This window comes from Streptococcus parasanguinis, assembly GCF_000963275.1.
GTDB classification, from domain to species: domain Bacteria; phylum Bacillota; class Bacilli; order Lactobacillales; family Streptococcaceae; genus Streptococcus; species Streptococcus parasanguinis_B.
Genome location: NZ_JYOW01000001.1, coordinates 1,156,243 through 1,179,087, shown reverse-complemented (window position 1 = coordinate 1,179,087; position 22,845 = coordinate 1,156,243). Strand labels below are relative to the sequence as shown.

Annotated in this window: 21 protein-coding genes; 16 read left to right on the top strand and 5 right to left on the bottom strand. The window is 40.2% G+C overall.

Annotated features, from left to right (window positions below; translation table 11 throughout):
• The first annotated feature begins 3 nt into the window (after positions 1-3).
• Complete coding sequence (thrS, locus tag TZ97_RS05790) at positions 4-1,947, top strand: threonine--tRNA ligase (protein WP_045759703.1); 1,944 nt, start codon at positions 4-6, stop codon at positions 1,945-1,947.
• A gap of 211 nt (positions 1,948-2,158) precedes the next feature.
• Here the strand turns inward: thrS and TZ97_RS05785 are convergent, their stop codons facing one another.
• On the bottom strand, positions 2,159-3,208 hold the full coding sequence (locus TZ97_RS05785; protein ID WP_045759702.1) for a TIGR00341 family protein: 1,050 nt from the start codon (positions 3,206-3,208) through the stop codon (positions 2,159-2,161).
• 501 nt (positions 3,209-3,709) lie between these two features.
• Here TZ97_RS05785 and yycF point away from each other — a divergent pair.
• From yycF to TZ97_RS05760, 5 genes are all read left to right on the top strand, one after another.
• Entirely contained in the window at positions 3,710-4,411 is a 702-nt protein-coding gene (gene yycF, locus TZ97_RS05780) for a response regulator YycF (protein ID WP_003008151.1), read from the top strand.
• On the top strand, positions 4,404-5,756 hold the full coding sequence (vicK, locus tag TZ97_RS05775; protein ID WP_045759701.1) for a cell wall metabolism sensor histidine kinase VicK: 1,353 nt from the start codon (positions 4,404-4,406) through the stop codon (positions 5,754-5,756). The genes yycF and vicK overlap by 8 nt, the downstream gene beginning before the upstream one ends.
• A gap of 7 nt (positions 5,757-5,763) precedes the next feature.
• Positions 5,764-6,573 (top strand): MBL fold metallo-hydrolase, encoded by an 810-nt coding sequence (locus TZ97_RS05770; protein WP_023918725.1) that lies wholly within the window; start codon positions 5,764-5,766, stop codon positions 6,571-6,573.
• A gap of 141 nt (positions 6,574-6,714) precedes the next feature.
• Positions 6,715-7,242 (top strand): hypothetical protein, encoded by a 528-nt coding sequence (locus TZ97_RS05765; RefSeq protein WP_152620216.1) that lies wholly within the window; start codon positions 6,715-6,717, stop codon positions 7,240-7,242.
• A gap of 149 nt (positions 7,243-7,391) precedes the next feature.
• A complete protein-coding gene (locus TZ97_RS05760; RefSeq protein ID WP_045759699.1) occupies positions 7,392-7,955 on the top strand; it encodes a DUF443 family protein in 564 nt (187 codons plus the stop codon).
• Here the strand turns inward: TZ97_RS05760 and TZ97_RS05755 are convergent.
• Genes TZ97_RS05755 through TZ97_RS05740 form a run of 4 tightly spaced genes read right to left on the bottom strand, consistent with a single transcriptional unit; the run spans position 7,952 to position 10,145 of the window.
• Positions 7,952-8,500, bottom strand: coding sequence for a DUF6036 family nucleotidyltransferase (locus TZ97_RS05755; protein WP_045759310.1), 549 nt, complete (start codon positions 8,498-8,500; stop codon positions 7,952-7,954). The genes TZ97_RS05760 and TZ97_RS05755 overlap by 4 nt on opposite strands.
• A complete protein-coding gene (locus tag TZ97_RS05750; RefSeq protein ID WP_020902550.1) occupies positions 8,493-8,780 on the bottom strand; it encodes a hypothetical protein in 288 nt (95 codons plus the stop codon). The genes TZ97_RS05755 and TZ97_RS05750 overlap by 8 nt, the downstream gene beginning before the upstream one ends.
• Before the next feature lie 2 nt (positions 8,781-8,782).
• The gene (locus TZ97_RS05745; protein ID WP_045759311.1) at positions 8,783-9,238 is read right to left on the bottom strand and encodes a hypothetical protein; all 456 of its coding nucleotides are present in this window, start codon (positions 9,236-9,238) and stop codon (positions 8,783-8,785) included.
• The gene (locus TZ97_RS05740) at positions 9,228-10,145 is read right to left on the bottom strand and encodes an IS1595 family transposase (protein ID WP_045759312.1); all 918 of its coding nucleotides are present in this window, start codon (positions 10,143-10,145) and stop codon (positions 9,228-9,230) included. The genes TZ97_RS05745 and TZ97_RS05740 overlap by 11 nt, the downstream gene beginning before the upstream one ends.
• Before the next feature lie 136 nt (positions 10,146-10,281).
• Between TZ97_RS05740 and TZ97_RS05735 the strand changes: the two genes are divergently transcribed.
• The 10 genes from TZ97_RS05735 (at position 10,282) to ftsY (ending at position 22,820) form a co-directional block, all read left to right on the top strand.
• Positions 10,282-10,497 (top strand): hypothetical protein, encoded by a 216-nt coding sequence (locus TZ97_RS05735; RefSeq protein ID WP_045759313.1) that lies wholly within the window; start codon positions 10,282-10,284, stop codon positions 10,495-10,497.
• Positions 10,490-12,781, top strand: coding sequence for a hypothetical protein (locus TZ97_RS05730; protein WP_045759314.1), 2,292 nt, complete (start codon positions 10,490-10,492; stop codon positions 12,779-12,781). The genes TZ97_RS05735 and TZ97_RS05730 overlap by 8 nt, the downstream gene beginning before the upstream one ends.
• A 385-nt stretch (positions 12,782-13,166) precedes the next feature.
• Positions 13,167-14,216 (top strand): hypothetical protein, encoded by a 1,050-nt coding sequence (locus TZ97_RS05725; protein WP_235287901.1) that lies wholly within the window; start codon positions 13,167-13,169, stop codon positions 14,214-14,216.
• On the top strand, positions 14,217-14,756 hold the full coding sequence (locus tag TZ97_RS05720; RefSeq protein WP_045759698.1) for a hypothetical protein: 540 nt from the start codon (positions 14,217-14,219) through the stop codon (positions 14,754-14,756).
• Between the two features lie 76 nt (positions 14,757-14,832).
• Entirely contained in the window at positions 14,833-15,219 is a 387-nt protein-coding gene (locus TZ97_RS05715; RefSeq protein ID WP_045759697.1) for a YbaN family protein, read from the top strand.
• A gap of 99 nt (positions 15,220-15,318) precedes the next feature.
• Positions 15,319-16,020, top strand: coding sequence for a ribonuclease III (gene rnc, locus TZ97_RS05710; protein WP_045759696.1), 702 nt, complete (start codon positions 15,319-15,321; stop codon positions 16,018-16,020).
• Positions 16,011-19,547, top strand: coding sequence for a chromosome segregation protein SMC (gene smc, locus TZ97_RS05705; RefSeq protein ID WP_045759695.1), 3,537 nt, complete (start codon positions 16,011-16,013; stop codon positions 19,545-19,547). Before rnc ends, smc begins: the two co-directional genes overlap by 10 nt.
• Positions 19,537-20,343, top strand: a complete 807-nt coding sequence (locus TZ97_RS05700) for a Cof-type HAD-IIB family hydrolase (protein ID WP_045759694.1) — start codon at positions 19,537-19,539, stop codon at positions 20,341-20,343. Before smc ends, TZ97_RS05700 begins: the two co-directional genes overlap by 11 nt.
• Positions 20,340-21,161, top strand: coding sequence for a Cof-type HAD-IIB family hydrolase (locus TZ97_RS05695; protein ID WP_045759693.1), 822 nt, complete (start codon positions 20,340-20,342; stop codon positions 21,159-21,161). The genes TZ97_RS05700 and TZ97_RS05695 overlap by 4 nt, the downstream gene beginning before the upstream one ends.
• Positions 21,162-22,820 carry a signal recognition particle-docking protein FtsY gene (gene ftsY / locus TZ97_RS05690; RefSeq protein ID WP_045759692.1) on the top strand — a complete coding sequence of 553 codons (1,659 nt, stop codon included), beginning with the start codon at positions 21,162-21,164 and terminating at the stop codon, positions 22,818-22,820.
• Positions 22,821-22,845: the final 25 nt, after the last annotated feature.

Here is a 22,845-nt window from a genome sequence, read left to right as displayed (position 1 = left end):
ATCATGATTAAGATTACTTTCCCAGATGGCGCTTTTCGTGAATTCGAATCTGGCGTTACTACTTTTGAAATTGCCCAATCTATCAGCAATTCTTTGGCTAAAAAAGCCCTTGCTGGTAAATTCAATGGCAAATTAATTGACACAACTCGTGCCATCACTGAAGACGGAAGCATTGAAATCGTGACACCTGATCACGAAGATGCTCTTCCAATCTTGCGTCACTCAGCGGCACACTTGTTTGCCCAAGCAGCTCGTCGCCTCTTCCCAGATATCCACTTGGGTGTCGGTCCAGCGATCGAAGATGGTTTCTACTACGATACAGACAACCAAGCTGGTCAAATTTCTAATGAAGACCTTCCTCGTATCGAAGAAGAAATGAAGAAAATCGTGAAAGAAAACTTCCCATCTATCCGTGAAGAAGTGACCAAGGATGAAGCGCGTGAAATCTTCAAAAATGATCCATACAAATTGGAATTGATTGAAGAACACTCAGAAGACGAAGGTGGGTTGACCATCTACCGTCAAGGTGAATACGTTGACCTTTGCCGTGGCCCACACGTCCCATCAACTGGTCGCATCCAAATCTTCCACCTTCTTAACGTTGCTGGTGCTTACTGGCGTGGGAATAGCGACAATGCCATGATGCAACGGATCTATGGTACTGCTTGGTTTGACAAGAAAGACTTGAAGAACTACCTTCAAATGCGTGAAGAAGCTAAAGAGCGTGACCACCGTAAACTTGGGAAAGAGCTTGATTTGTTCATGATTTCTCAAGAAGTTGGTCAAGGTCTTCCATTCTGGTTGCCAAATGGTGCGACCATCCGTCGTGAATTGGAACGCTACATCGTTGATAAAGAAGTAGCAGCAGGCTACCAACACGTCTACACTCCACCAATTGCTTCTGTAGAACTTTATAAAACTTCAGGTCACTGGGATCACTACCGTGAAGACATGTTCCCACCAATGGATATGGGGGATGGAGAAGAGTTTGTTCTTCGTCCAATGAACTGCCCTCACCACATTGAAGTCTACAAACACCATGTGCATTCTTACCGTGAATTGCCTATCCGTATCGCTGAAATTGGTATGATGCACCGTTATGAAAAATCTGGTGCTCTGACTGGTCTTCAACGTGTGCGTGAAATGTCTCTGAATGATGGTCATACTTTTGTGGCTCCAGAACAAATCGAGGAAGAATTCAAGAAGATCCTTCAATTGATCATCGATGTGTATGAAGACTTTAACTTGACGGATTACCGTTTCCGCTTGTCTTACCGTGATCCTGAAGACAAACACAAATACTTTGATAACGACGAGATGTGGGAAAATGCTCAACGCATGTTGAAAGCCGCTGTCGATGATATGGGTGTTGAATACTACGAAGCTGAAGGGGAAGCAGCCTTCTACGGACCAAAATTGGATATCCAAGTTAAGACTGCTCTTGGTAAGGAAGAAACTCTTTCTACTATCCAGTTGGATTTCTTGCTTCCAGAACGTTTTGACCTTCACTACATCGGAGCTGATGGGGAAGAGCACCGTCCAGTGATGATTCACCGTGGGGTTATCTCAACGATGGAACGCTTTACTGCGATCTTGATTGAGAACTACAAGGGTGCCTTCCCAACATGGCTTGCCCCTCACCAAGTAACCCTTATCCCAGTATCTAACGAAAAACACGTGGACTACGCTTGGGAAGTAGCGAAGAAACTCCGTGACCGCGGTGTTCGTGCCGATGTGGATGAACGCAATGAAAAAATGCAGTTCAAGATCCGTGCTTCACAAACGCAAAAGATTCCTTACCAATTGATCGTTGGGGACAAGGAAATGGAAGAGCAAGCAGTTAACGTCCGCCGTTATGGTCAAAAAGAAACAGAAACCATGCCGGTAGATGCATTTGTAGAATTGATTCTTGCAGATATTGCAAATAAATCCCGTGTTGAGAAATAAACCATTTAACCTAGAACAAAATCTCAGCCACCTAAAAAGCAACAACTGAAATAGTTGTTGCTTTTTTACATTTTGATTAAGCTGAGCTAGTAGTGATCTGTCAAATCACCACAAATAGTATCCTCATCAACAATTCTTTCTATCCACTAACTTTTGAATATAGGATATCCTCCCAAGATTTGCTTCCATGAGTTAGATAAGTTGACTATCCTCAATCCTTGTCTGCTTCATTTTCTTTTACGAGATCGTTTTGTGAATCTTTTTCAGAGAGTTTTTGATCGATATACTTGTCAATGTTTTCGTAAAATTCCTTGGTCGTCTCACTATCTAATTTTGTCGAATTATGGACTTGATTGACTTTCAATTGAACAGATTGAATACCGTAAGAGGCTTGCTTTTGGCGAATTGTTTCTAATTCTTCTTCTGAAATCGGATCTCCAACAACTGTCAAGACTAATTCATTGCTACTTGACTTGTAGACTTGATTAATGATCGTATGATTAGAGAACTCTTTGCCTACAAACTGTTTAATCCCTTCTTTTCGTGCTTGATCCATCGTCAGAGTGACTGCTGAATAGCTGGCTGGAAGAACCAATAATACAATCAAGGATAACAGACCAATTCTCATTTTAATGTTTAGCTCTTTAAATGAACTTAAAGGAGATTTTCTCATTAAAATTCTTGTTCCAACAATATTGGTTAGCATGATAAAGACACAGTTAATCAAGAAAAGATAGAGAGCCCCGAATAAAAATCGCACATTTCCATTAGCTAAACCATAGCCTGCAGTACAGATAGGTGGCATCAGAGCTGTTGCAATGGCTACGCCAGGCACGATATTGTTTGCTTCTTTTTTCCTTGAACCAATTACACCTGCTATCCCACCAGCAATAGCAATGAGAACATCCCAAATGGTTGGAGAGGTTCGTGCAATCAACTCGCTACTTGCATAAGATAAGGGAGACATCCAGAAATACAGAGTCGAGACAAGCAAACTGACCAATACTTGAGTAAATAAAACCTCTAGAGATTGCTTGATTAAACGCGTATCAAAAATAGCCAAACCGAATCCCAGTCCAACAATCGGTGTCATAAGAGGGGAAATCAGCATAGCTCCAATAACGACAGCCGTTGAATTCATATTTAGTCCGATAGAGGCAATAAAAATCGCACACATTAAAATTGCAGTATCTCTTAATCGAACATGAAGATCATCATATAATTTTTCACGGTATTCACGTGTTGAATAGTTTCCGGTCATTGGTTACTCCTTTTATTTCATATAATCTTGTTTCTGCATAGACGATGGTAGAGAGACCTCTGTCCAATCTTACATATTTTTAATTCTCACCTGTCATTCTTTTGAACATAATTTTTTAAATATCCATCAGTCCATCCTTGATATTATATCAAAAAGTTTACAGTCTTTCTCTGAAGAACTCAATCAATTTAAAAGATAGTGAAGGCAGAAATTTTTGTATCCTTATCCGAAGAAGAAAAACGATATCTCCTCTGAAAGTAGATACCGTTTTAATGTTTAAACATGATGAGTATGTAGCAGCAATCCTAGCTGATATCTCCAACAAATCACGTGTTGAGAAATAATGAAAAAATAAAAAGATTGAGATGTAACGATCTCAGTCTTTTTGCTTTGTCTTATTGGAAAGTCCAGCAATTGAGACTCCACATTTCTTCATAAGTTTGATATAATAAGAAGATAGAGATTGATAAGGAAAAGTATCATTAGAAACAGGTATGTAAGATGAAAAAAATATTAGTAGTTGATGATGAAAAACCAATTTCAGATATTATCAAATTTAACATGGCAAAAGAAGGCTATGAGGTATTGACAGCCTTTGATGGTCGGGAAGCTTTAGAGGTCTTTGCGGCTGAAAATCCGGATATTATTATTCTTGATTTGATGTTGCCAGAGATTGATGGTTTGGAAGTGGCGCGTACGATTCGTAAGACTAGCAATGTGCCGATCATTGTCCTATCTGCTAAGGATACGGAATTTGATAAGGTTATCGGGCTTGAAATCGGGGCGGATGACTATGTAACCAAACCCTTCTCGAATCGGGAATTGCAAGCGCGTGTGAAAGCCTTGTTGCGTCGTTCTGAGTTTGCGGCTGATCCTCAGCTTGAAAATGAGGCTGATACGGAAATTGTCATTGGTGATCTTCACATTCTTCCAGATGCCTTCTTGGTTCAAAAAGGCAACAAAGAATTGGACTTGACCCATCGCGAATTTGAATTGCTCTATCACCTTGCGACCCATGTCGGTCAAGTGATGACCCGTGAGCACCTTCTTGAGACGGTGTGGGGCTATGATTACTTTGGTGATGTTCGGACAGTGGACGTGACGGTTCGTCGGTTGCGTGAAAAAATCGAGGACACACCGGGACGTCCAGAATATATCTTGACCCGCCGTGGTGTCGGATATTATATGAGAAACAATGATTGATCAACTAAAACAATTTGTAATGTCGTCGAACTTTGTCTTTGTTCTGATTACGGTTGGGTTTATCATTGTGGTAGCCTTGCTTTTGCTAGAAAACCGTAGGGACAATATCAAGCTCAGACAATTAAACGCCAAAATTAAGGATCTGATTGCAGGGGACTATTCTGAAGTGGTCGACATGCAAGGGAGTCCAGAACTGACAGATATGACCAATAGTATCAATGATCTGTCTGAGGTTATTCGCCTGACGCATGAAAACTTGGAACAAGAAACCAAGCGTTTGACCAGTATCCTTTCTTACATGACAGATGGGGTGCTTGCGACCAATAGACGTGGTCAGATCATCATGGTCAATGAAATGGCCGCCAACCAATTGAATGTCAATCCAGATGAGGTGCTCAATACCAGTATTCTGGATTTGCTTTCGATTGGAGACGAGTATGATCTGCGCAGCTTGATTACAGAAGTACCAGAGTTGACCATCGATTCCCAGGATGAAAATGGGGAATACTTAAGTCTTCGTGTGCGCTTTGCCTTGATTCGTCGCGAGTCAGGTTTTATCTCTGGTCTAGTAGCTGTCTTGCATGATACGACGGAGCAGGACAAGGAAGAGCGGGAACGTCGCCTCTTTGTCTCCAATGTGAGTCATGAATTACGGACACCTTTGACCAGTGTGAAATCCTATCTGGAAGCCCTGGACGATGGCGCTTTGTCAGAGCCGGTAGCACCAGATTTTGTCAAGGTTTCACTCAATGAAACCAACCGCATGATGCGCATGGTCACAGATCTATTGAGCTTGTCACGAATCGATAATGAAACCAGTCAGTTGGACATCGAGTTGACCAACTTTACGGCCTTTATCACCTTTATTTTAAACCGGTTTGATAAGATCAAGAGTCAATCGCAAGAAGATACCAAGAAGTATGAACTGATCCGGGAATACCCGATCACTCCGATCTGGGTGGAAATTGATACGGATAAAATGACCCAGGTGATCGACAATATCTTGAACAATGCCATCAAGTACTCACCTGATGGTGGAAAGATCAAGGTGGGGATGAAAACGACAGATGCTCAGTTGATTATCTCTATCTCAGATGAGGGCTTGGGGATTCCAAAGAAAGACTTGCCACGTATTTTTGATCGCTTTTACCGAGTGGATAAGGCACGAAGCCGGGCCCAAGGTGGGACTGGTCTGGGCTTAGCCATTGCTAAGGAGATCGTTAAGCAACACAAAGGCTTTATTTGGGCCAAGAGTGAATATGGCAAGGGATCTACTTTTACCATTGTCTTGCCGTACGACAAAGATGCTATTAAAGACGACTGGGATACAGAAGAGGAAGAATAAGGAGTCAATGACAGAAGAGGGATTTAAGTACAGTATTTTAGCTTCAGGTTCTAGTGGGAATTCTTTCTACCTTGAGACACCAAAGAAAAAATTGCTTATTGATGCAGGGCTATCAGGGAAAAAGATTACGGGACTATTGGCTGAAATTGATCGCAAACCAGAAGACTTAGATGCCATTTTGATTACGCACGAACACTCAGACCATATCCATGGTGTGGGTGTTTTAGCGCGGAAATATGGCATGGATCTATATGCTAATGAAGCAACTTGGAAGGCCATGGAAGGCACCAAGTATCTAGGCAAGGTCGATGATGCTCAAAAGCACATTTTTGAAATGGGGAAGACCAAGACATTTGGCGATATTGATATCGAAAGTTTTGGGGTCAGTCACGATGCTGCAGCTCCTCAATTCTATCGCTTTATGAAGGATGGCAAGAGCTTCGTCATGCTGACGGATACGGGCTATGTGAGTGATCGCTTGGCAGGAATCGTCGCAGATGCTGATGGCTATCTGATTGAGTCCAACCATGATGTAGAGATCCTTCGAGCAGGTTCTTATGCGTGGCGCTTGAAGCAGCGGATCTTGTCAGACCTAGGCCACCTTTCTAACGAAGATGGTGCGGATGCCATGATCCGAACCCTGGGGAATCGCACCAAGAAGATTTATCTGGGACATTTGTCAAAAGAGAACAATATCAAAGAATTGGCCCATATGACGATGGAGAATCAACTGGCTCGAGCAGATCTAGCTGTTGGCCATGATTTTGAGGTGCTAGATACCTCGCCAGATACCGCGACCCCTTTGACGAAGATATAAGATAGAGAACCACCTGCGGGTGGTTTTTTATATGCCTATTTAAGGAAATCTATATTTAGTAATGAATTTGCTCTTTACCCAAAATTCGTGTATGATAGGAGTACTTTATCTCAAGAATAAATTGACGGAGAAATGTTAATTGTGAAAACATATATCGGTTATTTGGATTCGAAATGGATTTATTTTGATGAAGAAAACGAAGTATTTCAATATAATGATCAAAAAAATACTTCCAATTGGATAATGGTTGCTGCTCCACTTACAGTCTTTCTTTTAAAAGGAATTGCAAGTGTATTAAATTCAGCTTTTGGGACCTTACCGTATACGATCAATATCGGTATTGCAATGATTGGAACTCTGATAGTTTTCGGAATGTTGATGATAGCGAAGGCGAGAAAAAAAGATCTGAGAACAGGTTGGAAAACAGTTGTTTTGAAGGAAAAAGAGCGCAAAACACTTAGAGCAAAGGTGCTTGCAATTTTTATTATGAAGATTCTTTTTGCTTTTTTAGGGATTTTTTTCTTGGTTACTTATATTAGAGAAACTGATTTTTTGTGTCTGATGATCTACCTTCTTGCTTTTGCTTGTGTGATGCATTTTCATCAGGAAATTAAGACCAGAAGGATTCTTAAACTATTGAAGCGTCAAACAGGATCAACTGGACAATAATTACATCGAAATATGTTGTACTGCAATAGAATGAGAGCATTGCATCTTTGCTAAGCGATTTAATGGTAGATAATATGGGTCAAGAAATTTTGGGTGGTTCATCATTTAAAAATCTCCTTGATTAATTGATATGAAAAGAAAGGGTGTTTATGCTTAAAAAAGCAAACATAGAACATTTAGCAAAAAAAAATTTTCGCTATCGCATTCTAAATGTAGATAATGAGCATTATTTAGTAGACGTGGATCGTCCTTTTATAATCTCATACTTTTTCCCGTGGTTTTTGTATTTTACATCCCATTGGGCTATTCGGTTAACTGAGGATGAATTTAACGCATTAACAACATCTAGAAACGACAAGCAAAGGAATGGTTTAACACATAACAAAGGAATTACAGCTTCTGGAGCTGCGTTTGTGGCATTGCTTTTATCGAGGGCGTTTCCGATTGAAGATTATCTGTACTTCAATTCTCATTTACTCAATATTGGATTGACGTTATTCGTTTTTGGTATTGTGATGGGAATTCGCGTGTGGATGAGCAGAAGAAAAATTGTGTCCATGCTAGAGAATAATGATCATCTTATCAAAGTATATTGTGTCCCAACAACATTAAAATTTATTTTGGGAACTATATACCAGTTTACACTAGACACAAGATATAGTATTTTCGAGAATATCAAAAAAGGCGACTTCCAAACGGAAACCGTCTTTTAATAATGTCTAAATTCTTCATAATGTTCACTCATATATTCTGCCAACCATTCCATACCATAGGCTATCTCAAATACTTCCAATATCAATGAAAGGTCTGGTTGAAAACCATATTCTTTGAGTTTATTGATAATATCTTTTATAGAACGAATTTTCACTAGTTTAATAATTTCCCCAGCATCCTGCCTATCTCTATCTCGTCCGCTGTCTAGTTTCATTCCGAGAATGTAAGATAATGGTGGTACAAAAACAGTCAAATTTGAATAGCTAAATGCCTTCTCACAGATAGACAGTGGCGGTATTTTATTCATATTTGCAACATTGTTGTTCAGCCATAACTCATCAGGCTCATTCACGTCAAAATCATCGCCAACTTTCTCAATAATGCTTCTGATTTTAACATCTTCTTGATAAAAAGCATCAACATCTTGTGTTCCTCGAAGGTTGTAGTATTCGAGGACAAAGCCACCAACACAGATAATTTCTAGGTCAATATTTTCCTTAGCTAATTCTGTATTGAGAGCCTCAAATAAAACTTTCTTATCCATAGTTACCCTCTCTAAAGAGTTTCAAAATATCTTTTGGCTGACTTTTACGGTTCGCCTGCAAAACGTGTTCTCTTGTGTGTGTGCCTTCTGTTAAAGCATCTTGAAGGGTTATTTTTTGGAAAGGTGTTAAGGTAGGATTTTTCAACAATTGCTCTACATCATCAGTAGTTAGTTTAGTCTCCTCATCTTTAATGACCTTATAAAGATAGCGAAACCACAAATCACCGTCACTTCCAGCATGTTCACTAGCTCTCACCATGTAATCGTACCATGTTGTCATTATTATTCCCCCTCATCTTTTCTAGGGTTATAGTGCATTGCTATCCAAAGTTTTTTGTCAAAATCAGATAACTCTTTTTTCTTCTGATAAATGCAATCGTTCAAATTAGGAAATTTGAGACTGTATTTTTTCTCAAAAAAGTTCTGAAACTCCTCTTTACTTTCTGCAATATCAACCAAGGCTTCTAACTCTGCCATTTGTTTGGCAATAGCCTTTCTGTCAATTTTCTTTTGACTATCTCCAAGTACGTCATAAACACAACGTTTTGTCAGTTGAGTATAAAAAGAGCGATGTTCAGTAACAAAATCAAAGGAATAGGTCTTATCCCAGAGTTTGGTGTATTTATTGTAAAAACCATCTGAAAGGCTGACCTGATAACCAATCAGCTTACTATCAACTCTACGAGCGATAGACCTTTCCAATTCAAAATGCAGGTCATGTAATGTATTAGTAGCCATAAATCAGCTCCCTGTATTTAGTTCGGACACAGGCATTTGAAATTAGGAGATTAAAACGCTCACTATCCGAATAGTCACGAGTATTATAACGAAAAACAAATTCATCTACATAGTCTTGAAGATATTTCTTAGACCACGAATGGTAAATTCCTAATACTCCACGTTTCAATCCAGCCCAAAAGCCTTCAATCGTGTTGGTATAAACATCACCTTGCACATACTCACTAATTCCATGATTAACAAAGTCATGATTATACATCTTAGCTACTTTATTATAACCCAGCCATTCATCTGTGTAAAGTTGAGCTGTTTCCTTTACGTATTTGACAATCTGTTCAGTCAATGTTTTCGTCTTTGTATCTGGAACATGATGAGCATTAACTTTACCTTGACGTTGTACCATACCTACTACAGCAGATTTGTCTTTCAATGAACGCCCTTGAGCATTTTTGACTTTTTTGGAGTTATGACGGTTCTTGTTTTTACCACCTATGTAGGTTTCATCAACTTCCACAACATCATCAAGACTATTGTTGTTTTCAGAACTAAAACACTTACGGATACGTTCCAGCATGAACCAAGCTGTTTTTTGCGTAACACCAATATCTTTTGATAATTGTACAGATGAGATTCCTTTTTTGTGAGAAGTCACAAGCCAAATTGCCATAAACCATTTACGAAGTTCAATTTTAGTATTGTCAAAAAGAGTACCAGTCTTGACATTGAAGTATTTTCCAGTATTTTTACAACGGTATTTGTTACCTTTGCATTTGTAGACCTTTGAAGTAGCATCAAAAGGGCTGATAATCACATCGCCCCAAATCATATTTTCTAAATGGTCAATACATGACTGTTCGTCTGGAAAAGCAGATTGTAAATCAAATAATGACTTAAACTCAAACTTCATAACTGATACTCCTTACTTCTTGATTATATTATATCGAAAACAAGAATATTTGTCAATAAAAATGTAAACTTCTACTATGCAAGGTTCCAAAATTTTGATATAATAGAAGTATCAAAAATAAAGGAAATTAAGTATTATGAACGCAATCACAGCTCACAGCTCACAGCTCACAGCTCACAGCTCACAGCTCACAGCTCACAGCTCACAGCTCACAGCTCACACTGATTATGTAATCGGGCGTGTTTTTTGTCAAGCATTAAAACAGGCTTTTTCACATTTTTGTGAGAAGGCTTTTTATGTTGAGTTTTCTGAGTTGTTTTTAGAGAGAAATGGGGAGCTACAATATGCCTAACCATTTCTCAAACGAAGTTGACGGACAACTCAAGTTTTATCAAGATTATCTACCTCTTGTTGATAAAACTTTGAAAACAGATGATATTTTAACGGATTATACAGATGGTATTCTAAATGGAAATCTGATTGAATTTAAAGTTGTTATCAATGATATTAACACTGTTCTATTCCAAGCCATCAAATATCTATCCGCTCGGAGAATCAAAGGAAAAGAAATTCCCAAAAACATTCTGCTTGTGTCGCTAACGAATGAAAAAATCTACGTTTTTGATAGTCAGGAATATTTAATACATATCGAAAAAGTATATTTTGGTGGTGCAAGTGTAAAAACCTCTGGTTTTTCTTCTGATGCTCCTCTTGAAGTTTTAGAATACGGTCAAAGTCAACTAGACGAAAGTCGTCTTATTACTTTACTACGTTCAAAGCAATATACAAAAATTAACATCGACGAAAACTGTATTGTTGGTTGGGCAGAACGTTTTTATCGTGAAAACAAAGGAGCTAAAAAGTCTGATTTTATCGGTGACCATACTGGTAAAGTTAAAATTATTGGTGAAATTCGGAAACCTGAGAAACTAAAAGAGTTTATCAATCCTTATATCGGTGAAACTAATGTTCAATTTCAATATTTGATGGATAAACTCAATGATAATTTGCAAAAGAAAAATTTAGGAGCTTTCTACACTCCTGAACCTTATGTTCAAAAGTCATTGGAGCTAGTCCGACAAGCTATTAAACGTGTTCCAGAAGGAAATGATTATATTATTTTGGATAGATGTGCCGGAACTGGAAACCTTGAGAAATTGATGAGCGACGAGGAATTAAGTCACTGTGTTCTTTCAACTATAGAATATTATGAATACAAAGTTCTGCTGGAATTGCTTGGAGATAAAGTCCGTCATATCATTCCACCAACTGAAAAAGAAGATACTTTTAATATGGGGCTAGTCCGAGGAGCGGATGCTCTTAGCGAGGAATATATCAATAATGAAATTATTCAACGCTATATCAACGACCCAAAAGTAACAATTATTTTGTATGAAAACCCACCCTACGCAGATACACGCAGTATAGAACATCAAAAAGCAAAAAAGACTTCATCATCATCTCAATGGAAACAAAGTTATTTAATGAAACAGATGAAACAAGAAATCAAGGGAATGGGTGTAAATGAGATGGGAAATATCTTTATTTGGAGTGGTTTCAAATATTATCTTCGTCAGCCTACTGATAGTTACATTATTTATAGCCCAATCAAATATTGGAAAGAAATTCATCTCATTGATAAAAAGTTTGAAAGTGGATTTGCTTTCAACCGAAGACATTTTCACACTAAAATTGATGCGTTAGTTTCTTGTATTCTTTGGTCAAATGTAGATGAAAAATTAGATAATATTACCCTTGAAGCATTCAATATAGCCAATAACGAAATCTTACAAGAAGAAGATTTAACCATCAATCGTATTTATACGAAATATAGTAATGTGTATTACGACAAACGGAAATTTAGTGACGATAAATTATCTGATTTTGTATTGGGGTTAAATGGAGCAAAATTAGTAGGCACGAATAAAATTACTTCTCAGACAATTATAAATAACAATCTAATTGGCTATTTGCGAGCTTCTGGAGTGAATTTTGACAATCCTGACTTGGCTTCTTCTCTACTAGTTGCTAGTCTATATAATGGTGCAGGGTATTTCCCATTAAGAAAAGACAATTTCATCGAAAAGCTCCCAATGTTTGCCGCCAGTCGCTACATTACTTATAATCGTCACTGGACACAGCGTGCTAATATTATGAAATCTGCTGATGGCGCTGAACGTTTTAATAAAGCTGTATCAAGTAACAAGATTGAACAAGACTTATTGAAAATTCTGCTCTTCACAACACTTGAAACGCAAAATCACATGAGAAGTTTATATGGTTCTGATGGACGATTCTACCGCAATGAGTTGTCACTGGATAACTCTAATGGAGATACGCTAGCAACAGTCAACTTAGCAAAATTGAAACAAGGTTCTAAAGAGACTGCTTTATTTGAACAATGGGAAAAAGTCCTAACAGAAGCTAAGAAAACGGAAAATTATAATTCTAAATTGACGTATTCAGTTTATCAGATTATTGATGAACTTAACACATCTGAAAAAGATGAAAATGATAAAACAATCTATAACTATCCCGAATTAAACGGACACTTGAATACATTGAAAACAATGATAAAAGAATATTATAATTCTGAAATTGTGCCATTTTTATTTGAGTATGAATTTTTGAAATAAGCATAAAAAAGACGACTTCCGTTTGGAAGTCGCCTTTTTTGATATTCTCGAAAATACTATATCTTGTGTCTAGTGTAAACTGGTATATAGTTCCCTTTATTTTTTTATCGCTTCTAATGCCAACGATTTCTCTTATCATTGTTGGTGTGGTTTGTTATGCGGTAATAACTAATTTTGCTCCGAACTTTGTAGTTCATTTAGGTTTATTTGTTTTTGCACTTAATTTTTTATTGTCTGGAAATACAATCTATTTCTCAGCTGAGTCAACTTTCAAAGCTAAAATGAAATAATATAGAAGTGCATATAAAAAATTCAGATAGAACAATAAAGCAGTAATCTGAATGGCAGAGAGATGACTATTAGTCATAGGAAAGGAAAAATAGAAATGAAAAAGATAATCAGATCAAAATTAGTTCAAGTTTTATTTCTTGTCTTTATTATCACAGGAGCTAGCCTTGCATATAAGGCTTATCGTAAACATGAATTGACCCAGTTTGTCATGTGGAGCCCGAGAGCAAAAATGACGGATTATGAATTTATTGCTAATCATAAAGCGGTAGCAATTAGCTGGGATAACGAAGCTGAATTAAAGGAAGCGAAAGAGGCTAAGAAATATGATCCTCGTATTGACATCAGAAACAATAGAATTGAGATGCATGGTGAACGTTTTATTATTCGGCAGAGTTACAAATTGAAGTCGGCAGCATATAAGTACTGGTTAAGTGAAAATGATAAAGTTCCTTATTTAAAGAGTAATATCCCTGAAAAAGGAGAATACTGGTTATTAGATGTTTACGATACAAAAGACAATACGATTAAACAAAAAACTTATGATGTGTTTAAGATGGTGAGGGAATATAATAGAAATTATGTTCCAATTAATGTTGCGGATTCCCCAAAATTGTTACAATCTGAAGAAGGAAAAACTTATTTGCCTATAAAGATGGCAGTGAATAGTAAACCAAACTCAAAAACTTTTATTGGTATCATAGATATAGAAACGGGGAAAATTATTTCTAAAACATCATCTGGAAAAACAGGTAAGGACTTTTATGATGTAAATCAAAAAGCATGGCAAAATAAAGAAGGTCTTGAGGATTTACTCAATAAATATGACAGACTTTCAAACCAACATTTTAATTTTGTATGGTCAGCGTTTTGGTTTACTAAAAAAGCTCAAGCAGATTCTTTAGCAAGCAAGTATCCAAAAGTATATGATATATTGAGTAAAGGTTCGCTATCTGAATTGTATTTCCTTGGAAAAGAAGATGTTCGTTTAAAAATCTCTTTTTTGAAATTGGTTGTTCCCAAAGATACCAATATCTTTAAGAACCTAACTATTCCTGCAACTAGTTCGAAAGATGGAAAAGAACATATCGTTCAAAGCGAAGAAGAGTTTTTAGAGTATTACCAAGAAAATTTGAAGGAGAAATAAATGTCAACTAAAATGCTACTGTTTTGGCTCTCAACAACAGTTATATTTTTAGCCTTAGTTTTTGTGAGTGGTACTTATTTTTATCTTTATTTCCGTGATAAAAAGATGGTTCGGCTTGCTACATCATCCATAAAAGGAACAGTTGTGGGCTATAATAGCTTTCGAGGGGGAAATCCTCCTATTGTGGAATACAAGGTAAATGGTGTTGCTTATAAAAAATCCTTTCGTTATTTCTTTATTAGGACGGTTTCAACCCCATGGGGACCTAAACGGGCATCTTACTTTCACACAAGAGAAGAGATGCTAGCCAATTCGATTACCTTTTATCGAAATTCATTTGTATCTTTTAATACAGCTCTTCAGACCCAATTTCCACTATGTTCTTCGATGACAGTTTGGTATGATCCTGAAAAACCAAGTAGAGCTTACGTGGAGCGTTATTGCGGTGTGAATCGCTATTATAAATGGGCTGGAATCCTTTATGGGATCTTGCTCCTTCTAGTCTATGCTGTTGTGTTAGTAGCTTTTTCTAAAAATTGAGAAAGGATTAGCAAAAGTTAGTAAGTCAACTATGAACTGGCTTTTAATAAAAAAGAATCATACAAAGGAGAAGAAAATGCGCCTTGTTTATCTTACGATTGGTTTTGTGTCTTTGGGACTAGGAATTATTGGGATTCCTTTGCCGATTTTACCGACAACCCCCTTTCTATTGTTGTCTATGGCTTGCTTTGCTAAAAGTTCCAAACGCTTTGAAACTTGGCTCTACCAAACCAAGCTTTATCAGACCTATGTAGCGGATTACCGAGAGACCAAATCGATTGCCAAAGAACGGAAGAAATGGATCCTTCTTCAGATCTACATTCTGATGGGGATTTCGATCTATCTGGCTCCGATTATTTGGGTGAAGCTTGCTTTAGGTGCTTTAACGATTTTTATCACCTATTATCTCTTAAAAGTGATCCCTAATAAGCCTGAAAATCCAACTGAAGAAAATCCTGATTAAAATTGGAGAATTCAGGCCCTAGAACTAGGAAAAGAAGTGCGTTCGTGCTTCTTTTTTGGTATACTTAAGAGTATGAATTTATTAGAAAGTAGGCTTCCCATGGAGAAATTACAAGCCCTGTTATCGGAACGGTTTCAGATCGTTTTTTCAGATAGCAGTTTATTAGATACAGCTTTTACGCACACCTCTTATGCCAATGAGCACCGCCTCTTAAAAATTTCACATAACGAACGTTTGGAATTTTTAGGAGACGCTGTTCTTCAATTAGTTATTTCCGAATATTTGTATAAGGAACACCCAAACAGACCTGAGGGAGATTTGTCCAAATTCCGTTCCATGATTGTCCGTGAAGAAAGTTTGGCTGGTTTTTCTCGGGATTGCCAATTTGACCGTTATATCAAACTAGGCAAAGGCGAAGAAAAATCAGGCGGTCGGGACCGCGATACGATTCTTGGCGATTTGTTTGAAGCCTTTTTAGGTGCCTTGCTCTTAGATCAAGGTGTGGAAGCAGTCAAACGCTTCATCTACCAGGTCATGATTCCCAAGGTGGAAACGGGTCAATTCTCCCAAGTCATTGACTACAAGACCCGTCTGCAAGAACTGTTGCAGGTTCACGGGGATGTGGAGATCCAGTACCAAGTGGTCAGCGAGTCCGGCCCTGCTCATGCAAAGGAGTTTGAAGTGGAAGTGTTCGTGAACGGTAAAACCCTAGGGCACGGCCATGGTCGCTCCAAGAAATTAGCGGAACAAGAAGCAGCCCGCAATGCAGTTGAAACGAGGAATGATGGGCCATGTATCTAAAAGAGATTGAAATCCAAGGCTTTAAATCCTTTGCGGATAAGACAAAAGTCGTATTTGACAAAGGGGTCACTGCCGTTGTAGGGCCTAATGGATCTGGAAAATCAAATATCACAGAGAGCTTGCGCTGGGCCCTGGGGGAATCCAGTGTCAAGAGTCTACGTGGGGGCAAGATGCCCGATGTCATCTTTGCAGGGACAGAATCGCGTAAACCGCTGAATTATGCCTGTGTCACAGTTGTCTTAGATAACCAGGATGGTTTTATCCAACAGGCAGGGAAAGAAATTCGTGTCGAACGGCATATTTATCGTTCAGGAGACAGCGAGTACAAGATCGACGGCAAGAAAGTACGTCTCAGAGATGTTCACGATTTGTTCATGGATACGGGATTGGGACGTGATTCTTTCTCTATCATCTCCCAAGGACGGGTAGAGGAGATCTTTAACTCCAAACCGGAAGAACGCCGGGCTATCTTTGAAGAAGCTGCTGGTGTCTTGAAATTTAAGACGCGGCGTAAGGAAACTGAGACCAAACTCAACCAAACCCAGGAGAATTTGGACCGTCTGGAGGACATCCTCTATGAATTAGAAGGACAGATCCAACCTCTTGAAAAGCAAGCGACTGTCGCTCGTCGTTTCTTGGAATTAGACCAAGAACGGCAGGTTCTCTTGCTAGATGTTTTAGTTGCTCAAGTCGATCTGACAAAAGAGCTCTACGAAAAGGCTGATCAAGAAGAAAAAGCCATTCAAGAACAGTTGGCTTCTTATTACCAACGTCGTCAGGTCTTAGAAGAAGATAATGTACGCATCAAGAAAGCCCGCCATCAGTTGGATGAAAGCTTAGCTGAGGACCAGGCCAGCTTACTTGAGGTCACTCGTTTGATCAGTGATTTGGAAAAGCAAATCGAAGTAGCTAAGTTGCAATCGAGTCAAGCAGCCCATAGTCGTAGGGAAAATCTTGAGCGTCTGGATGCTATTTTGGCCCGTCTGGAAGAAGCGAAAAATGAGCTGGCTCAAAAACAAGAGACGCTAGCTGTGCTTCAACAAAGACTGACAGAGAACCGTCAGCAACAAGAAGAGTTGGAAAAAGAATTAGCCAACTACGAAGAAGATCCGGAACAAGTCATTGAGCATCTACGAGAGCAGTATGTCGCGCTTTTGCAGATGGAGGCTGAAAAATCGAATGAGCGAACAGCCATTGAGAGTCGGATCCAAGCACTCCTGCAAGAATCTAGCCATCGTCAAGAGGATTTGACCAAGGCACAAACAAACTTTGAAACTGCCAAGGAAAAAGAAGTCCGACAATTGGAAGAATTGGATCAGGCACAAGCGACGGTCAAAGGTTTACTAGTAGAATATCAAGAGCAATTGGTAAAAGTGGAACAGGCCAAAGCTGCCTACCAAGAGGCTCAAGCTGCCATGTTTGACTTGATGGATGAGAGCAAAAACAAACGGGCGCGGATCAATAGCTTGGAAGCCATTCAGAAGAACCATAGTAACTTCTATGCAGGCGTCAAGAGCGTCTTACAAGAAGCAGAACGTCTAGGAGGCATCTGTGGGGCTGTTAGTGAGAATTTGAGCTTCTCAAAAGACTACCAGACAGCGCTTGAAATTGCTCTGGGAGCTAGCAGCCAACAGATCATTGTCGAGGATGAAAAGGCTGCAACTCGAGCGATCGATTTCTTGAAACGCAATCGCTTGGGACGGGCAACTTTCCTTCCACTAACGACCATCAAAGCTCGTCAACTATCCCCTCGGAATCTGGAATTGATTCAAGCCAGTGCAGGATTTTTAGGAATTGCGAGTGACTTAGTGACCTATGAGCATCGTTTTGAACAGATTTTCCAAAACCTGCTTGGCGTAACGGCCATCTTTGATACGACGGAGCATGCGCGTGAGGCGGCCCGTAAAGTCAACTATCAAGTTCGGATGGTGACCTTGGATGGTACTGAATTGCGGACCGGAGGATCATATGCCGGTGGTGCCAACCGTTCCCAAAATACGGTCTTTGTCAAACCAGAATTGGATAGTTTGAAGCAGGAAATGCAAGCTCTGGATGCTCGTTTGAGAGAAGCTGAGCAGGAAGTAGAAACCAAAGACAATCTGCTCAAGCAGGCGCAAGAATACCTGGCCTCTATTCAAAGCCAGGGTGAGCAAGCGCGTCTGGAGCAACAGCGAGCCCAATTGGCCTACCAACAAAGCCAAGAGCAACTGAAAGAAATTCAGGAACTCTTAGAAGCTTTGAAGTCAGAATTAGCAACAGATGCGACCCAGTCTCTCCAAGAAGAGCTGGAATCCCTTACTAAGCAATTGGCAGAAATTGAGCTTCAAAAAGAAAATCTGAATCGCGACATTGAAACCATGAAGTCGGATAAAGATGTCTTGCAACAAAAGGTACAAAACCTGCAAGAGCAATTGGCAGAATTGCGACTTCAACAGACGGAATGGTTGAGCCAACAAAGCTATGAGCAAACAGATGCTCGTCGCTTGGAAGAAACGATCTCTCAGTTGGAAGTAGAAGAGCATCAGTTGCAATTGCTGATTGAACAAGGCGAGGCTCAAGTTCAGACAGTGGATGTGGACCAGCTAGCCAATCAATTGGCACAGGCCCAAGCTAAGAAAACGGACTTGGAACAAGGAGTTATTCGGAAACGCTTTGAGCTGGATGATTTGGAAGGCCAGGCCGAAGATGTGGCAGAACAGATGGAACAAGCTCGCAAGAAAAACGAAGAGTGGATTCGTCAACAAGCCAAGGCTGAAGCGACACGTGAAAAGCATGCGGATCGTTTGAACAAGCTCTTAACGCAAATTACCGATGAATTCATGCAAAGCTTTGACCAAGCCAAAGAGCAGGCTAAACCTGTTGAAAATCTTGTAGCAGCTGAAAACCAGCTCAAGAGCATCGAAAAAGATATTAAGGCACTTGGTCCAGTCAATGTGGATGCGATCGAGCAGTACGATGAGGTGAAGGGGCGCTTTGATTTCCTTTCCAGCCAGCGTGAGGATGTCTTGGCTGCGAAAAACATGCTTCTGTCCACCATCAACGACATGAATGACGAAGTTAAGGAACGCTTTAAATCAACTTTTGAAGCCATTCGTGAATCCTTTAAAGTCACTTTCCGTCAAATGTTTGGTGGGGGTTCTGCTGATTTGATTCTGACAGAGCCGGATCTTCTGACAGCTGGTGTTGAAATTTCTGTGCAGCCACCTGGTAAAAAGATCCAATCCTTAAACCTCATGAGTGGTGGAGAAAAGGCCTTGTCTGCCTTAGCTCTCCTGTTCTCGATTATTCGTGTCAAGACTATTCCATTTGTCATTCTGGATGAGGTAGAGGCTGCCCTAGATGAGGCCAATGTCAAGCGCTTTGGGGATTATTTGAACCGCTTTGATAAGGAAAGCCAATTTATTGTCGTGACGCACCGGAAGGGAACCATGTCGGCAGCTGATTCTATCTATGGGGTGACCATGCAAGAATCTGGGGTTTCTAAAATCGTCTCTGTAAAATTGAAAGACTTAGAAAATGAAGAATAATGATATTAAATTGATCGCTACGGATATGGATGGAACCTTTCTAAATGACCAACATCAGTACGATCAAGACCTTTTACGCAAGGTATTAGCAAGCTGCAAAGAAAAAGGCATCTATTTTGCTGCTGCAAGTGGCCGTGCCCTCCTTTCTCTCAAATCTCTCTTTAAAGGATTTGAGGACCAGATGATTTTCATTGCTGAAAATGGTAGTGTGGTAGAATTTCATGGAGACGATCTCTACGAAGCGACCATGTCCAAAGACTTTTATTTGGGTGTTTTTGAGGCTTTGAAATCCTCACCTTATGCAGACCCGAATAAGCTTCTTTTGACTGGGAAAAAAGGGAGCTATGTCTTAGAAACAGTAGATCCCGACTATCTGGCCTTGAGTCAGCACTACAATGAAAACATTCAAAAAGTGAAAAGCCTAGCAGATATTCAGGATGAAATTTTCAAATTGACCACCAACTTTGATGCAGCTCTTGTACTTGAAGGTGAACAATGGGTCACTGAGAATATCCCAGGTGTCAAAGCGATGACGACAGGTTTTGAATCGATTGATATTGTACTCGATTATGTCGATAAGGGAGTGGCCATTACCGCCTTAGCGGATAAACTAGGGATCTCGATGGATCAGGTGATGGCTTTCGGGGATAACTTAAATGACCTCCATATGATGCAAGTCGTGGGCCATCCTGTAGCGCCAGAAAATGCGCGTCCTGAAATCTTGGCGATTGCTGAAACAGTCATCGGTCACCATGTAACTGGTTCTGTCCTACGCTACATGGAGGAAATTGTATGAGTCAGATTTCCTTGATTGCGCTGGATTTAGATGGGACCCTTCTCAATTCAGAAAAAAAGATCTCCCCTCGCAATAGAGCAGCCCTCGCTGCTGTACAGGCCCAAGGTGTCAAGGTGGTTCTAACCACTGGTCGTCCCTTGAAAGCCATGGATTTTCTTTTGGAAGAATTGGGAACAGCAGGCCTCAAAGAAGAGTATACGATTACCTTCAACGGTGGTCTAGTGCAGCGAAATAATGGAGAAATCCTCTCAAAAGTTGTCTTGGCACCAGAAGATGTCGCAACCATTCATGATGAAACAGCCCGTCTAGGCCTTCCGCTGGATGCTATCAGTGAGGGAACGGTTTATGAGATTCATGCAGATCGAAAGTCTCTCTATTCCCTTTACAATCCCTACCTGAACTTTATTGAGACAGATTTTAAAGACCTGCCATCCACGATTTCCTACAACAAGTGTGTGACAGCAGTCGATCAAGACTTTTTAGATGCAGCGATCAAGCAGATCAAGCCGGATTTATTTCAAGACTATGAAATTTTTAAATCTCGGGAAATGTTGCTGGAATGGTGCCCTAAAAATGTTCACAAGGCAACGGGCTTAGTAGCTCTAGCTTCTATTTTGGGTCTTGAGGCAGATCAAGTCATGGCCTGTGGAGATGAAGCCAATGACCTGTCTATGATCCAATGGGCTGGACTGGGGGTTGCCATGGGCAATGCGATTCCAGCAGTGAAGGAAGTTGCAGCGCTTGTGGCCCCTGTTACCAATGACCAAGATGCTGTCGCATGGGCGATTGAAAATTATGTGCTAAAGGAGAGTGAATAAATGGGATTATTTGATCGTTTATTTGGAAAAAAAGAAGAAACTGAAAAAGTGCTTCCGTCTTCGGAAGAAGTGACGGAAAGTACTGAGGTTGAAGAAACTGTCAAAGAGGAGCCTACGGCTACCCAAAATGACAAGGAAGAGCAAAAAATCGCTGATATGGAGGCTTACTACCAAGAGCTCAAAGCGCGAATTGCAGCCACTCATCAACCTGTTTCAACCGTTGCTCAAGAAGAGCCGGCAGAGGAACCTCTTGTTGAAGAAATAGGAACTTCAGAGACTCCTGAAGTTCAAGAACCGGTAGAGGAGTCTCCAGTTGCCTTTGAACCTGCTCAAACAGAAGCAATTCCTCAAGAAGTTTCACCACTAGCTGATGACACGGAGACTGAGCCTCTTGAAGAAGTGAAAATTGAAGCGGAAGTTACTGAAGATGGTGAGGAAGCAGATGGGGCTAACGGTTCAGAAATGGAAGAAGAGTCACCAATTGCCTCTCCATCATCTGACGCTGAGCTAGTGGAAGGGAGCACGACAGAAGAGGAGTCTCCAGAACTAGTAGAAGCTCAGGATGAGGTTTCAGAACCTGAAGTATCAGAAGCGATTGCTCAAGTGGAGGAAACTTCAGAAGTGGCAGAAGCCGAGTCCAGACTTCCTCAAGGAGAAGCTGCTTCAGCCGTTGAGGAAAGAACTGTTGAAGAGGCAGAGGAGCCAATTCCAGAAGAGGTTGAGCCAGAGCAAGAAACCATTCAGGAAAAATACGATCGTAGCTTGAAAAAGACGCGGACTGGATTTGGAGCGCGCCTCAATGCCTTCTTTGCCAATTTCCGTTCAGTTGATGAAGAATTCTTTGAAGAATTGGAAGAACTCTTGATCATGAGTGACGTTGGGGTTCAAGTGGCCTCTAATTTAACCGAAGAGTTGCGCTATGAAGCCCGTTTGGAAAATGCCAAAAAACCAGATGCTCTCAAGCGCGTGATCATCGAAAAATTAGTGGACTTGTATGAAAAGGATGGCCAATTTAATGAAGCCATTCGTTTTCAAGATGGTCTTACGGTCATGCTCTTTGTTGGGGTCAATGGAGTTGGTAAAACCACATCTATTGGGAAATTAGCCCACCGCTACAAACAAGAAGGCAAGAAAGTCATGCTGGTTGCAGCAGATACTTTCCGTGCAGGAGCAGTAGCTCAACTGGCAGAATGGGGACGCCGCGTAGATGTTCCAGTTGTGACAGGTCCTGAAAAATCAGATCCTGCTAGCGTCGTCTTTGATGGAATGGAACGCGCGATCGCTGAAAACATCGATGTTCTGATGATTGATACAGCTGGTCGTCTGCAAAACAAGGACAACCTCATGGCCGAGCTTGAAAAAATCGGCCGCATTATCAAGCGTGTGGTACCTGATGCACCGCATGAAACCTTGCTGGCCCTCGATGCATCAACCGGTCAAAATGCCTTGGTGCAAGCCAAAGAGTTTTCAAAAATTACGCCTGTAACAGGAATTGTATTGACCAAGATCGATGGAACGGCTCGAGGTGGGGTCGTCCTTGCGATCCGTGAAGAGTTGGACATTCCAGTGAAGTTGATTGGTTTCGGAGAAAAGATTGATGACATCGGACCATTCCACTCAGAAAACTTCATGAGAGGCCTCTTGGAAGGCTTGATTTAAGAGTCGAATAGAAAAAGACAAATTG